Genomic DNA, 14,986 nt, shown 5'->3' with positions numbered 1-14,986 from the left:
TCGACGGGGCGCGCAAGGCGCCCCGCGTCATAACGGGCGGCGTGATGCTGAACAAATACCCTCTGTGGAAATACATTCTGATCCTGGCGGTGCTGGCGGTCGGTCTGATTTATTCCGCTCCCAATCTATATCCTGATGACCCGGCCATTCAGGTCAGCGGTGCAAGTACTGCGCTGTTGGTCAATCAGGCTGATCTGGACCGTGTGAGCACTGCGCTCAAGGAATCCGGGATCAGCGTCAAGGCGGCCACTCTGGCGGCGAACGGCAAGGGCGGCCTGATCCGTCTGACCAAGGCTGAAGACCAGCTGCCGGCCAAAGACGTCGTGCGCAAGGCCTTGGGTGATGACTATGTCGTTGCACTGAACCTGGCGCAAACCACCCCGCAATGGCTGCGCAGCCTGGGCGCGCACCCGATGAAGCTGGGTCTGGACTTGTCCGGTGGTGTGCACTTCCTGCTCGAAGTGGACATGGACAAAGCCCTCGACGCACGCCTGAAAGTGTACGAAGGCGATGTAAAGAGCCTGTTGCGTAAAGAGAAACTGCGCTATCGCAGCCTGCCACAACTCAACGGCGCCATTCAGCTGGGTTTCAGTGATGAAGCTTCCCGCGAACAGGCCCGTACTCTGATCCGCAAGAATTTCAACGATTTCGACATTGTTCCGGCCGACCTCAATGGCCAACCGGTGCTGCGTCTGGCGATGACCCCGGCCAAGCTGGCGGAAATCCGTGAATACTCCATCAAGCAGAACTTGACCACGGTACGTAACCGCGTCAACGAGCTGGGTGTTGCCGAACCGATCGTCCAGCGTCAGGGCGCCAACCGCATCGTGGTTGAGCTGCCAGGCGTGCAGGACACCGCAGAAGCCAAGCGTATCCTCGGCAAGACGGCCAACCTCGAGTTCCGTCTGGCTGCTGAGCCGGGTGCCTCCAAAGCCACTTCCGAAACCTTCGAGTTCCGTGAAGGCAAGCGTCCGCCTGCACAGATCGAGCGTGGCCTGATCATCACCGGTGACCAGGTAACTGACGCCAAGGCTGGCTTCGGCGAGCACGGCACGCCAGAAGTGAACATCCGTCTGGATGGCCATGGTGGCGAGTTGATGAGTCGTGCGACTCGCAGCAACGTCGGTCGCAGCATGGCGGTGATCTTCATCGAGCAGCGCCCGGTGACCACTTACGTCAAGCAAATGGTCAACGGCGTCGAGAAAGACGTACCGGTACAAACGTTTAAAGAAGAGAAGAAGATCATCAGCCTGGCGACCATCCAGTCGCCGCTCGGTGCTCAATTCCGCATCACTGGCCTGAACGGCCAGGGCGAGTCGTCCGAACTGGCGCTGTTGCTGCGTGCCGGTGGTCTGGCTGCACCGATGTACTTCGCTGAAGAGCGCACCATTGGCCCGAGCCTGGGTGCTGACAACATCACCAAAGGTATTGATGCATCGTTGTGGGGCATGCTGTTTGTCTCGCTGTTCATCATCGCCATCTACCGCTTCTTCGGCATCATCGCCACTGTCGCTCTGGCAGTGAACATGGTGCTGCTGCTGGCCTTGATGTCGCTGCTGGGTGCAACGCTGACCCTGCCGGGTATCGCCGGTATCGTGTTGACGATGGGTATGGCGGTCGACGCCAACGTACTGATCTTCTCGCGGATTCGTGAAGAGATCGCGGCAGGCATGACGGTACAACGGGCAATCAACGAAGGCTTCGGCCGGGCATTCACCGCGATTCTCGACGCCAACCTGACAACACTGTTGGTCGGCGGGATTCTCTTTGCGATGGGCACCGGTCCCGTCAAAGGCTTCGCAGTGACCATGTCCCTCGGGATCTTTACCTCGATGTTCACGGCCATCATGGTGACCCGCGCGATGGTCAACCTGATCTTCGGCGGTCGTGACTTCAAGAAGTTGTGGATTTAAGGGGCTGCCATGTTACGTACAATCAACTTCATGGGCGTTCGCAACTTTGCGTTCGGCGTCACATTGTTCCTCACCGCGCTGGCCATTTTCAGTGTCTTTCATAAGGGCATGAACTGGGGGCTGGACTTCACCGGCGGTACGCTCATTGAGCTGACCTACGAGCGTCCGGCCGATGTCACCAAGGTGCGTGAGCAACTGGTTACAGCGGGTTATCACGAGGCAATCGTGCAGAGCTTCGGTGCAACTACCGATTTGCTGGTGCGTATGCCGGGTGAAGACCCGCAGCTGGGTCACCAGGTTGCCGAGGCCTTGCAGAAGGTCGGTGGCGATAACCCTGCGGTGGTCAAGCGCGTTGAGTTCGTCGGTCCTCAGGTCGGTGAAGAGCTTCGCGACCAGGGCGGCCTCGGCATGCTGATGGCGTTGGGCGGCATCCTGATCTACCTGGCTTTCCGCTTTCAGTGGAAGTTCGCGATCGGTGCCATCGTTTCCCTGATCCACGACGTGATCGTAACCATCGGTATCCTGTCGTTCTTCCAGATCACCTTCGACCTGACGGTGCTGGCGGCGGTACTGGCGATCATCGGTTATTCGCTCAACGACACCATCGTGGTATTCGACCGGGTTCGTGAGAACTTCCGTGTTTTGCGCAAGGCCAGCCTGATCGAGAACATCAACATCTCGACCACGCAAACCCTGCTGCGGACCATGGCGACGTCGATCTCCACCTTGCTGGCGATTGCAGCGCTGTTGTTCTTCGGTGGCGACAACCTGTTCGGCTTCTCCATTGCGCTGTTCATCGGCGTACTGGCGGGTACTTACTCGTCGATCTACATCGCCAACGTGGTGCTGATCTGGCTGAACCTGAACAGCGAGGATCTGATTCCTCCTGCGGCAAGCGAGAAGGAAGTCGACGACCGTCCATAACGGCCATCGCTTTTCCGGTTGTCTGCCAAAAAAGGCGCGAGTTGAACTCGCGCCTTTTTTTGTGCTCCAAGGCTGGGAGAAGCGCGGACATGTTCCGCGGGTGATGGTCAGGAGGTTCATGTGAACAAGTCGTTGCTGGTTGGTGCGGTATTGGGTGCTGTCGGTGTGACTGCCGGGGGTGCTGTTGCCACCTACAGCCTGGTTAAAAGCGGCCCTGAGTATGCGCAAGTTCTAGCCGTTGAACCGGTCAAGACACAGATCAAAACGCCACGTGAAGTGTGCAAGGATGTAGCAGTAACCCGGCAAGCGCCGGTGAAAGACCAACACCAGATCCTGGGTACCGCCATTGGTGCGGTGGCAGGTGGTTTGTTGGGCAACCAGATTGGCGGCGGTACGGGCAAGAAAATTGCCACCGTTGCCGGCGCGGTTGGCGGTGGTTACGCGGGCAACAAGGTGCAGGAAGGTATGCAGAATCGCGATACCTACACCACGACCCAAACTCGCTGTAACACCGTGAATGACATCAGTGACAAGGTCGTCGGATACGACGTTCGTTACTCGCTCGATGGCAAGGAAGGCAAAGTGCGGATGGATCGTGATCCGGGTAACCAGATTCCGGTCGACAAAGAAGGCAAGCTGATCCTGTCGCAGAACAACGAACAGAATCGCTAAATACTCAGGTTTAAGAATCAAAAAGAAGCACCTTTCGGGGTGCTTTTTTTGTGCCCACGATTTAAGCGATACAGCAAAACCCTTGTAGGAGTGAGCCTGAACTGGTCAAGTAAATCCGGACACCGGTTACGGTGTTTATGCCGCTTTTTGCTCCATAGCTATTGGCGACAAGTATTTGTTGTAGCTGTGGAGCCTGGTGCGGTTGTAGTACATGAAAAAACGGACCATGTCGGTTTGTGCTTCTTCGCTCGTGCCATAGCCGCCACGCGGCACCCATTCTGACTTCAGAGTGCCGAAAAAGCGTTCTGTTGGAGCGTTGTCCCAGCACTGCCCGCGATGACTCATGCTTTGCAAGATGCCATGACGCGTCAGCTCCTCTTGAAACTTGCGGCTGGTGTACTGACAGCCTTGATCCGAATGGAACATCAGTCCAGGTATGCACACTCGAAGCTCTGTCGCCATCCGTAGCGCTTTGCTAACCAAGTTGGCGTCATTAACCAGGGAAAATGCCCAACCAATGACACGGCGCGCAAACAAGTCGATCACGATGGCCAGGTGAACCCAGCGCTTACCCACCATCAAACTGGTAACGTCGCCACACCAGACTTGGTTGACCGCGGCTGGCTTGAAATTGCGCTTCAGCAGATTGGGCGCGACAAATGCTTCAACTCCTTTGGATCTGAATGGGTGAGGCTGGCGCTGTTTACTGACAATGTTGGCCTCCCTCATCAGTGCTTTAGCCAGGCTTCTGCCTACCGCTATGTTTTGGGCCTGAAGATGCTTGCTGATCGCTCTGGACCCCATGGCTTCCCGGCTTTCGCTGTGTAACTCGACGACTTTGCCTCTCAGTTCTTCGCGTCTGATCCTTGGCTTGGTGCACCGCTGAACCCATTCATAAAAACTACTGCGCTTAACGTCGAAAACGCGACACAAGATGGCGGTCGGGTATGACTCTCTTAGCTCCGCGATCATCGAAAACGATCGGGGTCCGACATCAAGAGAGCGGTAGCCTTTTTTAAGATCTCGGCCTCCATTTCCATGCGTTTGATTTTGGCTTTCAAATCCTGAATCTGGCGCTGATCTTCGGTAATGGCCTTGGTGCCTTGAACCGGTTGCCCCTTGTGTTCCTTGCGAACCTGATCCACCCAACGTCGTAAGGCTGTGGCACTAATGTCCAGCGACGCGCAGACTTCCTGTACCGAACAATTGTCATCAATCACCATGTTGGCCGCACGGTGTTTGAACTCGCGGGAAAAGACTCTTCTTTCTTTCATGGAACCTCCAAATTGGCGAAATCATATCGCCCTTAAGAGGTGTCCGGAATTATTAGGCCAGTTCAGCCTGCTCGCGATAGCAATCTATCATTCGAAATAGGTGGTGACTGATACATCGCTATCGCGAGCAGGCTCACTCCTACAGGGGTTTTGCGGTGTGCCTGGGGTGAAATTGCAGGCATAAAAAAAGCACCCCGAAGGGTGCTTTTTTGTGCGCGGTCGCTTAGCGTTTCAGCGAGGCCGGCAGGTGCGGCTGGATGGCCGTCAATACTGCTTTGAAGCACTTGGTGTTACCGGCAACGATGTGGCCTTTTTCAAGGAAATCGTGGCCGCCGGTGAAGTCGCTCACCAAACCGCCTGCTTCCTGGATCAACAGGGCGCCTGCAGCCATGTCCCACTCGGACAGACCCGACTCCCAGAACGCATCGAAACGACCGGCAGCTACATAGGCCAGGTCCAGGCTCGCCGAACCGGCGCGGCGGATGCCGGCAGTCTGGCCAACCAGGGCGCGGAACATGCCCAGGTAGTTGTCGAGGTTGTCCATTTGGTCGTCGCGGAACGGGAAGCCGGTACCCAGCAGGGCGCCGTCGAGGCTGGTGCGACCGCTGACGCGCAGGCGACGACCGTTCAGTTGAGCGCCGCGACCACGGCTGGCGGTGAATTCTTCCTGGCGAACCGGGTCCAGAACAACAGCGTGTTCCAGGCGACCGCGGTATTTGCAGGCGATGCTGACAGCAAAGTGAGGAATGCCGCGCAGGAAGTTGGTGGTGCCGTCCAGCGGATCGATGATCCACAGGTATTCTTCGCCTTCGATCCCGGTGCCGGCGTGCATGCCGGTTTCTTCACCCATGATCGAGTGGTTCGGGTAAGCCTTGCGCAGCGCGTCGATGATTTTCTGTTCAGCGGCGCGATCCACCTCGGATACGTAATCCTTGGCGTCTTTTTCGTCGACCTTGATGGTATCCAGGCGCTCGATGGAGCGGAAGATCAATTCACTGGCGCTGCGGGCGGCGCGCAGCGCGATATTCAGCATGGGCTGCATGGATGTGTCACCTAAGGTTGTTAAAGAAAGCCGGGCATTCTATCAGAACTTTTCTACAGGTGAAGGTTGGTGTTCGCTTTCATAGCTTAACGGTAGGTTGAGCTGTAAGATTCTGCTCCCGATTATTGTGTTCGAGAGCGCCTCCCTTGCTGCAAAACATTCGTGTCGTCCTGGTCAATACCAGCCACCCCGGCAATATCGGCGGGGCTGCGCGTGCCATGAAGAACATGGGCCTGTCGCGGCTGGTGCTGGTCGAGCCACGGTTGTTCCCGCACCACGAAGCCGATGCGCGTGCATCCGGCGCCGGGGACATCCTTGAAAACGCGCAAGTCGTCGCCACCTTGGAAGATGCCTTGGTCGGTTGCAACCTGGTGCTTGGCACCAGCGCCCGTGATCGTCGCATTCCCTGGCCGCTGCTCGATCCCCGCGAATGCGGTGTGAAAGTGGTTGAGGAAGCCGGGCAGGGCGCCGAGATCGCTTTGGTCTTTGGTCGTGAAGATTCCGGCCTGACCAATGAAGAGCTGCAGCGATGTCATTATCACGTGCACATCCCATCAGACCCTGAGTTCAGCTCGCTGAACCTTGGGGCGGCGGTGCAGGTGTTGAGTTATGAAGTGCGCATGTCCTGGCTCGCGGCCCAAGGGCAGCCGAGCAAGGTCGAGAAGGATGAAGTGGCGTCCACCAAAAGCGGTGAGCTGGCGACCATGGATGAACTGGAGCGATTCTATGAACACCTGGAGCAAACCCTGGTGGCCATCGAATTCCTCGATCCGGAAAAACCACGGCACTTGATGGCGCGCCTGCGCCGGTTGTACGGACGCAGCTCGGTCAGCCGGGCGGAAATGAATATATTGCGTGGCATCCTCACGGAAACCCAGAAAGCGGCCCGTGGCGAGCTTCTAAAGCGGAAGGATTAAAAATGTTCGAGCGTTTGCGTGAAGATATCCAGAGTGTGTTCCATCGTGACCCGGCAGCGCGCAACGCCTTTGAAGTCCTGACCTGCTATCCCGGCATGCACGCCATCTGGATCCATCGCCTGTCGTCGGCCCTGTGGGGCATGGGCTGGAAATGGCTGGCGCGACTTGTGTCGAACTTCGGGCGCTGGTTGACCGGGATCGAGATCCATCCGGGTGCCAAGGTCGGCCGTCGCTTCTTTATTGACCATGGCATGGGCATCGTCATTGGTGAAACCGCCGAGATCGGCAACGACGTCACCCTCTACCAAGGCGTGACCCTTGGCGGCACCAGCTGGAACAAGGGCAAGCGTCACCCGACACTTGAAGATGGCGTTGTGGTGGGGGCGGGTGCCAAGGTGCTCGGTCCGTTCACGGTCGGTGCCGGTGCCAAGGTCGGTTCCAATGCGGTGGTGACCAAGGCGGTTCCGCCGGGTGCAACGGTTGTTGGGATTCCGGGGCGGATCATCGTCAAGTCCGATGACGAGCAGGACGCCAAGCGCAAGGCCATGGCCGAGAAGATCGGCTTCGATGCCTATGGTGTTGGCGAAGACATGCCGGATCCGGTGGCGCGTGCGATTGGCCAGTTGCTGGATCACTTGCAGGCGGTCGATGGTCGCCTGGAAGGGATGTGCGGGGCGTTGAAGGATCTGGGCAGTAATTACTGTGCCAAGGATCTGCCTGAGCTGCGCGAAGAAGACTTTGCCTGTGTAAAGGGCAAGGACGAAAGCAAGGCCAGTTAAGGCCATGGTGGGTCGTATTCAGGCAATGGCGCAGCGCTCGGCGGTGTGCCATTAGGCCGCAGACCCTGATATGATGCCGCCGCTATTTTGCGGGTAATCCTGACTAAAGTACTAGGTCTTATAGTTGACTTAAACACTCGGGAATTGCATACTCGCCCCATTCCGAACTCCGTGGTAATTGTCCATGCGACTGACTACAAAAGGCCGATACGCCGTGACCGCCATGCTTGACCTGGCGTTACATGCGCAGCACGGGCCGGTGTCCCTGGCCGATATCTCCGAGCGCCAAGGCATCTCCCTGTCCTACCTCGAACAGCTTTTCGCCAAATTGCGCCGTAGCAATCTGGTTTCCAGCGTTCGTGGCCCGGGCGGCGGCTACCAACTGTCCCGCGACATGCAGGGCATCCAGGTCGCCCAGGTGATCGATGCGGTAAACGAATCGGTCGATGCGACCAAATGCCAGGGCCAGGGTGATTGCCATCAAGGCGACACCTGCCTGACTCACCACTTGTGGTGCGATCTGAGCCTGCAGATTCACGAATTTCTGAGCGGTATCAGCTTGGCTGACCTTGTCACTCGCCGTGAGGTACAAGAAGTAGCCCAGCGTCAGGACCAGCGCCGTTGCAACAGCAAGGCGCCACGCCTGGACAAGATTGAAGCGTCCGCCGTCGAATGACAGCCAAAGAGCTAAGCGGCACGCCAGCCAGCCTGATTTAGGAGATAGTCCATGAAATTGCCGATTTACCTTGATTACTCTGCGACCACCCCGGTTGATCCGCGTGTCGCGCAAAAGATGAGTGAATGCCTGCTGGTCGACGGAAACTTCGGTAACCCGGCGTCCCGTTCCCACGTGTTCGGCTGGAAAGCTGAAGAGTCCGTCGAAAACGCTCGTCGTCAGGTCGCTGACCTGGTCAACGCCGATCCGCGTGAAATCGTCTGGACCTCCGGTGCCACCGAGTCCGACAACCTGGCTATCAAGGGTGCGGCGCATTTCTATGCCACCAAGGGCAAGCACCTGATCACCACCAAGATTGAGCACAAGGCTGTCCTCGACACCATGCGCCAACTGGAGCGTGAAGGCTTCGAAGTGACCTACATCGAGCCTCGCACCGATGGTCTGGTCACCCCTGAAATGATTGAAGCCGAGCTGCGCGACGACACCATCCTGGTCTCGGTCATGCACGTGAACAACGAAATCGGCACCATCAACGACATCGAAGCCATCGGCGAACTGACCCGTTCCAAGGGCATCCTGTTCCACGTCGACGCTGCTCAGTCCACCGGCAAGGTCGAAATCGACCTGTCGAAGCTGAAAGTCGACCTGATGTCGTTCTCGGCGCACAAAACCTACGGCCCTAAAGGCATCGGCGCGCTGTACGTCAGCCGCAAGCCGCGTGTTCGCATCGAAGCGACCATGCACGGCGGCGGTCACGAACGTGGCATGCGTTCCGGCACCCTGGCGACCCACCAGATCGTCGGCATGGGTGAAGCTTTCCGCGTAGCCAAGGAAGACATGGCTGCCGAGAACGTGCGCATCAAAGCGCTGAGCGACCGTTTCTTCAAGCAGGTCGAAGGCCTGGAAGAGCTGTACGTCAACGGCAGCATGACCGCTCGCGTACCGCACAACCTGAACCTGAGCTTCAACTACGTTGAAGGCGAGTCGCTGATCATGGCGCTCAAGGATCTGGCGGTTTCGTCCGGTTCGGCTTGCACCTCGGCATCGCTGGAGCCTTCGTACGTACTGCGCGCCCTGGGCCGCAACGACGAACTGGCACACAGCTCGATCCGCTTCACCTTCGGCCGTTTCACCACCGAAGAAGAAATCGACTACGCCGCGAAGAAAGTCTGCGAGGCCGTTACCAAGCTGCGCACCCTGTCGCCGCTGTGGGACATGTACAAAGACGGTGTCGACATCTCGAAAATCGAGTGGGCGGCACACTGATTTCAAGTCGCCGCCAACCGGCCCTGTGAACCTTCGGGTGCAGGGCTCAAGAGCGACTCTCTGATGAGTGAGGATTAAGAATCATGGCTTACAGCGAAAAGGTCATCGACCACTACGAAAACCCGCGTAACGTCGGCAAGATGGACGCGGAAGACCCGGATGTCGGCACCGGCATGGTCGGCGCGCCAGCTTGCGGCGACGTAATGCGTCTGCAAATCAAGGTCAACGAACAAGGCATCATCGAAGACGCCAAGTTCAAGACCTACGGTTGCGGTTCGGCTATCGCCTCCAGCTCCCTGGCGACCGAGTGGATGAAAGGCAAGACTCTGGATGAAGCAGAGACCATCAAGAACACTCAGCTGGCCGAAGAACTGGCACTGCCGCCGGTAAAAATTCACTGCTCCGTACTCGCAGAAGACGCTATCAAAGCGGCCGTTCGCGATTACAAGCAGAAGAAAGGCTTGATCTGACTTTCAAGATTTGGCGACGAGTAAGGAGTCACCGATGGCTATCAGCATGACAGAAGCGGCTGCTCAACACGTGCGACGCTCCCTCAACGGGCGCGGCAAAGGTGAGGGGATTCGCCTGGGTGTTCGTACCACAGGCTGTTCCGGCCTTGCCTACGTGCTGGAGTTTGTCGACGAGGTGGTTGCAGAGGATCAGGTGTTCGAAAGTCACGGCGAGAAAGTGATCATCGACCCTAAAAGCCTGGCGTACCTGGACGGCACCGAGCTCGATTTCGTCAAGGAAGGGTTGAACGAAGGCTTCAAGTTCAACAACCCCAACGTGCGCGGTGAATGTGGCTGCGGCGAAAGCTTCAACATCTGAGGCTGCTTGTGGGTACTCTTTGTCATTTCGCTTTATTTGAGCTGCAACCGAGCTTCAATCTGGATCTCGACCAGCTGGCTACGCGCTACCGTGAGTTGGCGCGCAGCGTTCATCCGGACCGTTTTGCGGACGCTTCCGAGCGCGAGCAACGGCTGGCGCTAGAGCAATCCGCGAGCCTCAACGAGGCCTACCAGACGCTCAAAAGTCCCCCCAAGCGCGCGCGTTACTTGCTCGCCATGGGCGGTCGCGAGCTGCCGCTGGAGGTCACGGTGCATGATCCGGAGTTTCTTCTGCAACAGATGGAGTTGCGTGAAGAGCTCGAAGACCTGCAAGACAGCGCCGACATGGCCGGTATTGCAGCGTTCAAGCGTCGCCTGAAAACGGCGCAGGATGAGCTGAACCAAAGCTTCGCAGCCTGTTGGAATGATGCAGCGCAACGTGAGCAGGCCGAACGCCTGATGCGGCGCATGCAGTTCCTCGACAAGCTCACCTACGAAGTGCGCCAGTTAGAAGAGCGCCTCGACGATTAACCCAGTGCCGCTCCGGTCGCACGCCTGATATACAGATAAGTCCTGATCACGATGGCCCTACTGCAGATCGCCGAACCCGGCCAAAGTCCTCAACCGCACCAGCGTCGTCTGGCTGTGGGGATCGACTTGGGCACTACCAATTCGCTGGTCGCTGCGTTGCGCAGTGGTCTTTCCGAGCCCCTGGCCGACGCTGACGGGCAGGTCATCCTGCCGTCCGCCGTGCGCTACCACGCCGACCGCGTCGAAGTTGGCGAGTCGGCCAAGCTGGCTGCCGCTACCGATCCCTTGAACACCGTGCTGTCGGTCAAGCGCTTGATGGGTCGTGGTCTGTCCGACGTCAAGCAATTGGGCGATCAACTGCCGTATCGCTTTGTCGGCGGCGAATCGCACATGCCGTTCATCGACACGGTTCAGGGGCCGAAAAGCCCGGTTGAAGTCTCCGCCGATATCCTCAGAGTGCTGCGTCAGCGCGCCGAAGCGACGTTGGGTGGCGAGTTGGTGGGCGCGGTGATCACCGTTCCGGCCTATTTCGATGATTCCCAGCGCCAAGCCACCAAGGATGCGGCCAAACTGGCCGGTCTGAACGTGCTGCGCTTGCTCAATGAGCCGACTGCCGCCGCCGTGGCGTACGGTCTGGATCAACACGCCGAAGGCCTGGTCGCCATTTATGACCTGGGCGGCGGTACGTTCGATATTTCGATTCTGCGCCTGACAGGCGGAGTGTTCGAAGTGCTGGCCACCGGCGGCGACAGCGCCCTGGGCGGCGACGATTTCGATCACGCGATCGCTGGCTGGATCATCGAGAGCGCCGGTTTGTCCGCCGACCTCGATCCGGGTGCGCAGCGTCATCTGTTGCAAGCCGCTTGTGCGGCCAAGGAAGCGCTGACCAATGCCGCCTCCGTTGAGGTCGCTTATGGCGACTGGAAAGCCGAGCTGACTCGCGAAGCTTTCAACGCGCTGATCGAGCCGATGGTTGCTCGCAGCTTGAAAGCCTGTCGTCGCGCAGTGCGTGATTCCGGCGTCGAGCTGGAAGAAGTGCACGCCGTGGTCATGGTCGGCGGTTCGACTCGCGTGCCGCGTGTTCGCGAAGCGGTTGCCGAAGCCTTCGGTCGTCAGCCGTTGACCGAAATCGATCCGGATCAAGTGGTGGCCATTGGTGCTGCGATCCAGGCCGATACATTGGCGGGCAACAAGCGCGACGGCGGCGAACTTCTTTTGCTCGACGTCATTCCGTTGTCCCTGGGCCTGGAAACCATGGGCGGCCTGATGGAGAAGGTGATTCCACGCAACACCACCATCCCCGTTGCCCGCGCCCAGGACTTCACCACGTACAAAGATGGCCAGTCGGCCATGGCGATTCACGTCCTGCAGGGCGAGCGCGAGCTGATCAGCGACTGCCGCTCCCTGGCACGTTTCGAATTGCGCGGCATTCCGGCGATGGTGGCCGGTGCGGCGAAAATTCGCGTGACCTTCCAGGTCGATGCCGATGGTCTGCTCAGTGTTTCGGCTCGCGAGCTGGGTTCGGGCGTTGAAGCCAGCATCCAGGTCAAGCCGTCCTACGGCCTGACCGACGGCGAAATCGCCAAGATGCTCAAGGATTCGTTCCAGCATGCCAACGACGACAAAGTCGCCCGCGTGCTGCGTGAGCATCAGGTCGATGCCCAGCGTCTGATCGAAGCCGTGCAGGGTGCCCTCGATGCCGACGGCGACCGTCTGCTCGACGCCGAAGAGCGCATGGTCATCGAATTGCAGATGCAGGAACTGACCGAACTGATGAAAGGTACCGATGGTTACGCCATCGAGCAGCAGACCAAGCGTCTGTCGCAAGTGACCGACGCCTTTGCTGCCCGCCGCCTGGATTCGACGGTGAAAGCCGCGCTGGCGGGGCGCAACCTGAATGAGATTGAGGAATAACGATGCCGCAGGTCATTTTTCTGCCACACGAGAAGTTTTGCCCGGACGGCATGGTTGTCGAGGCTGAGCCCGGCATCTCCATCCTCGAACTGGCTCACGAACACCATATCGAGATGGAAAGCGCTTGCGGCGGCGTCTGTGCTTGCACCACGTGTCACTGCCTGGTCCGCGAAGGCTTTGACTCGCTGGAAGAAGCCGACGAGCTGGAAGAAGACTATCTTGATAAGGCTTGGGGGCTGGAGGCGCAGTCGCGTCTGGCCTGTCAGGCAAAAGTCGGGACTGAAGACCTGACCATCGAAATTCCGAAATACTCGCTCAACCATGCAGCCGAAGCGCCGCACTGATTCAAGGAATTGTCATGAGTCTCAAGTGGACTGATGTGCTGGAGATCGCGATCCAGCTGGCTGAAAGCAAGCCCGATGTTGACCCTATGTCGGTCAACTTCGTCGATCTGCGCAAATGGGTGATGGAATTGCCCGAGTTCGACGACAAGCCTGAGCATTGTGGTGAGAAGGTCCTGGAGGCTATCCAAGCCCACTGGATCGAAGAACGCGACTGAGCCACGCTGCAGGTTAGGCAATACCCAAGAACCCGCGTATAATTCGCGGGTTTAATTTTTCACAAATTACCGTTTCTGGAGTTACACCATGGCTGTTCAACGTACTTTCTCCATCATCAAGCCTGACGCTGTTGCAAAAAACGTCATCGGCGAGATCACCACTCGTTTCGAAAAAGCAGGCCTGCGCGTTGTAGCTTCGAAACTGAAGCAACTGTCCAAAGCTGAAGCTGAAGGCTTCTACGCTGAGCACAGCGCTCGTGGTTTCTTCAACGACCTGGTTGCTTTCATGATCTCCGGTCCGGTTGTCGTTCAGGTTCTGGAAGGCGAAAACGCTATCGCTCTGAACCGTGAGCTGATGGGCGCTACCAACCCTAAAGAAGCTGCTGCCGGCACCATCCGTGCTGACTTCGCTGACTCCATCGATGCCAACGCTGTACACGGTTCGGACTCCGAAGCCGCTGCTGCTCGCGAAATCTCGTACTTCTTCGCAGCTACTGAAGTAACCACTCGCTAAGCATTGGCTTAAGAGTGAAGGTGAATCCATGACTACATCGACTGTAAAAACCAACCTGCTGGGGCTGACTCAACAGGAAATGGAAAAATTCTTCGACTCAATCGGGGAGAAGCGTTTCCGTGCCGGTCAGGTAATGAAATGGATTCACCACCTTGGCGTCGATGATTTCGACGCCATGACGAACGTCAGCAAAGCCTTGCGCGACAAGCTCAAGGTGATTGCTGAAGTTCGTGGTCCCGAAGTGGTCAGCGAGGACATCTCCACCGACGGCACCCGTAAGTGGGTGGTGCGCGTGGCGTCCGGCAGCTGCGTCGAGACCGTCTACATTCCCCAGGGCAAACGCGGCACATTGTGCGTTTCGTCCCAGGCAGGCTGTGCCCTGGATTGCAGTTTCTGCTCCACCGGCAAGCAAGGATTCAACAGCAACCTCACTGCCGCCGAAGTCATCGGCCAGGTGTGGATTGCCAATAAATCGTTCGGCAGCATCCCGGCGACTGCCGACCGTGCCATCACCAACGTGGTGATGATGGGCATGGGTGAGCCGCTGCTGAACTTCGATAACGTCGTCGCCGCCATGCATCTGATGATGGATGACCTGGGCTACGGGATCTCCAAGCGCCGCGTAACCCTGTCCACTTCGGGCGTGGTGCCGATGATCGATGAGCTGTCCAAGCACATCGACGTCTCCCTGGCGTTGTCGCTGCACGCACCAAACGACGCATTGCGTAACCAATTGGTGCCGATCAACAAGAAATATCCGCTTAAGATGCTGCTCGAGTCGTGCCAGCGCTACATGTCGTCCCTGGGCGAAAAGCGCGTGCTGACCATCGAGTACACCTTGCTCAAGGACATCAACGACAAGGTCGAGCATGCCGTTGAGATGATCGAGTTGCTCAAGAACATCCCGTGCAAGATCAACCTGATTCCGTTCAACCCGTTCCCGCATTCCGGCTACGAGCGCCCGAGCAACAACGCGATTCGCCGGTTCCAGGATCAGCTTCACCATGCCGGTTTCAATGTCACCGTACGCACCACTCGCGGTGAAGACATCGATGCCGCGTGTGGCCAATTGGTAGGGCAGGTGCTGGATCGCACCCGTCGCAGCGAACGTTATATCGCCGTGCGCGAGCTGAGCGCCGAAAACGATATCGCACAGAACGCTGCGAACAATAATTAAG

General features: G+C 58.0%; 18 protein-coding genes. 15 read left to right on the top strand and 3 right to left on the bottom strand.

Annotation, left to right across the window (positions count from 1 at the left end; all coding sequences use genetic code 11):
* Positions 1-44 precede the first annotated feature (44 nt).
* The 3 genes from secD to K5K95_RS03105 all read left to right on the top strand — a co-directional run bounded on the left by secD (position 45) and on the right by K5K95_RS03105 (position 3,509).
* Positions 45-1,913, top strand: a complete 1,869-nt coding sequence (gene secD / locus K5K95_RS03115; protein ID WP_222588339.1) for a protein translocase subunit SecD — start codon at positions 45-47, stop codon at positions 1,911-1,913.
* 9 nt (positions 1,914-1,922) lie between these two features.
* Positions 1,923-2,837, top strand: a complete 915-nt coding sequence (gene secF / locus K5K95_RS03110; RefSeq protein ID WP_222588338.1) for a protein translocase subunit SecF — start codon at positions 1,923-1,925, stop codon at positions 2,835-2,837.
* A 120-nt stretch (positions 2,838-2,957) separates the two neighbouring features.
* Positions 2,958-3,509 (top strand): glycine zipper 2TM domain-containing protein, encoded by a 552-nt coding sequence (locus K5K95_RS03105; RefSeq protein ID WP_222588337.1) that lies wholly within the window; start codon positions 2,958-2,960, stop codon positions 3,507-3,509.
* Positions 3,510-3,644: 135 nt separating this feature from the next.
* Here the strand turns inward: K5K95_RS03105 and K5K95_RS03100 are convergent, their stop codons facing one another.
* The 3 genes from K5K95_RS03100 to suhB all read right to left on the bottom strand — a co-directional run bounded on the left by K5K95_RS03100 (position 3,645) and on the right by suhB (position 5,825).
* The gene (locus K5K95_RS03100) at positions 3,645-4,481 is read right to left on the bottom strand and encodes an IS3 family transposase (RefSeq protein ID WP_261398054.1); all 837 of its coding nucleotides are present in this window, start codon (positions 4,479-4,481) and stop codon (positions 3,645-3,647) included.
* Entirely contained in the window at positions 4,478-4,783 is a 306-nt protein-coding gene (locus K5K95_RS32975) for a transposase (protein ID WP_261398055.1), read from the bottom strand. Before K5K95_RS32975 ends, K5K95_RS03100 begins: the two co-directional genes overlap by 4 nt.
* A 223-nt stretch (positions 4,784-5,006) precedes the next feature.
* On the bottom strand, positions 5,007-5,825 hold the full coding sequence (suhB, locus tag K5K95_RS03095; protein ID WP_008014726.1) for an inositol-phosphate phosphatase: 819 nt from the start codon (positions 5,823-5,825) through the stop codon (positions 5,007-5,009).
* Between the two features lie 146 nt (positions 5,826-5,971).
* Here suhB and trmJ point away from each other — a divergent pair, with 146 nt between their 5' ends.
* From trmJ to rlmN, 12 genes are all read left to right on the top strand, one after another.
* Positions 5,972-6,742 (top strand): tRNA (cytosine(32)/uridine(32)-2'-O)-methyltransferase TrmJ, encoded by a 771-nt coding sequence (gene trmJ, locus K5K95_RS03090; protein ID WP_201193707.1) that lies wholly within the window; start codon positions 5,972-5,974, stop codon positions 6,740-6,742.
* Between the two features lie 2 nt (positions 6,743-6,744).
* A complete protein-coding gene (cysE, locus tag K5K95_RS03085; protein WP_222588336.1) occupies positions 6,745-7,521 on the top strand; it encodes a serine O-acetyltransferase in 777 nt (258 codons plus the stop codon).
* A 184-nt stretch (positions 7,522-7,705) separates the two neighbouring features.
* Positions 7,706-8,197 carry a Fe-S cluster assembly transcriptional regulator IscR gene (gene iscR / locus K5K95_RS03080; RefSeq protein WP_007903581.1) on the top strand — a complete coding sequence of 164 codons (492 nt, stop codon included), beginning with the start codon at positions 7,706-7,708 and terminating at the stop codon, positions 8,195-8,197.
* A gap of 51 nt (positions 8,198-8,248) precedes the next feature.
* Positions 8,249-9,463 carry an IscS subfamily cysteine desulfurase gene (locus tag K5K95_RS03075; RefSeq protein WP_222588335.1) on the top strand — a complete coding sequence of 405 codons (1,215 nt, stop codon included), beginning with the start codon at positions 8,249-8,251 and terminating at the stop codon, positions 9,461-9,463.
* An 83-nt stretch (positions 9,464-9,546) separates the two neighbouring features.
* Entirely contained in the window at positions 9,547-9,933 is a 387-nt protein-coding gene (gene iscU / locus K5K95_RS03070) for a Fe-S cluster assembly scaffold IscU (RefSeq protein WP_003443374.1), read from the top strand.
* A 34-nt stretch (positions 9,934-9,967) separates the two neighbouring features.
* The gene (iscA, locus tag K5K95_RS03065; RefSeq protein ID WP_007903589.1) at positions 9,968-10,291 is read left to right on the top strand and encodes an iron-sulfur cluster assembly protein IscA; all 324 of its coding nucleotides are present in this window, start codon (positions 9,968-9,970) and stop codon (positions 10,289-10,291) included.
* An 8-nt stretch (positions 10,292-10,299) separates the two neighbouring features.
* The gene (gene hscB, locus K5K95_RS03060; RefSeq protein ID WP_090180469.1) at positions 10,300-10,821 is read left to right on the top strand and encodes a co-chaperone HscB; all 522 of its coding nucleotides are present in this window, start codon (positions 10,300-10,302) and stop codon (positions 10,819-10,821) included.
* Positions 10,822-10,872: 51 nt separating this feature from the next.
* A complete protein-coding gene (gene hscA / locus K5K95_RS03055; RefSeq protein ID WP_222588334.1) occupies positions 10,873-12,735 on the top strand; it encodes a Fe-S protein assembly chaperone HscA in 1,863 nt (620 codons plus the stop codon).
* A 2-nt stretch (positions 12,736-12,737) separates the two neighbouring features.
* Positions 12,738-13,079, top strand: coding sequence for an ISC system 2Fe-2S type ferredoxin (fdx, locus tag K5K95_RS03050; protein WP_222588333.1), 342 nt, complete (start codon positions 12,738-12,740; stop codon positions 13,077-13,079).
* Positions 13,080-13,093: 14 nt separating this feature from the next.
* Positions 13,094-13,294, top strand: a complete 201-nt coding sequence (gene iscX / locus K5K95_RS03045) for a Fe-S cluster assembly protein IscX (protein ID WP_046820391.1) — start codon at positions 13,094-13,096, stop codon at positions 13,292-13,294.
* A gap of 88 nt (positions 13,295-13,382) precedes the next feature.
* Positions 13,383-13,808 carry a nucleoside-diphosphate kinase gene (gene ndk, locus K5K95_RS03040; protein ID WP_007903599.1) on the top strand — a complete coding sequence of 142 codons (426 nt, stop codon included), beginning with the start codon at positions 13,383-13,385 and terminating at the stop codon, positions 13,806-13,808.
* A gap of 28 nt (positions 13,809-13,836) precedes the next feature.
* On the top strand, positions 13,837-14,985 hold the full coding sequence (gene rlmN, locus K5K95_RS03035; protein WP_046054692.1) for a 23S rRNA (adenine(2503)-C(2))-methyltransferase RlmN: 1,149 nt from the start codon (positions 13,837-13,839) through the stop codon (positions 14,983-14,985).
* Position 14,986 lies beyond the last annotated feature (1 nt).

The sequence above is a fragment of the Pseudomonas sp. DR48 genome, from assembly GCF_019823085.1.
Lineage (GTDB): Bacteria > Pseudomonadota > Gammaproteobacteria > Pseudomonadales > Pseudomonadaceae > Aquipseudomonas.
This window is presented reverse-complemented; position numbering and strand designations above follow the sequence as displayed.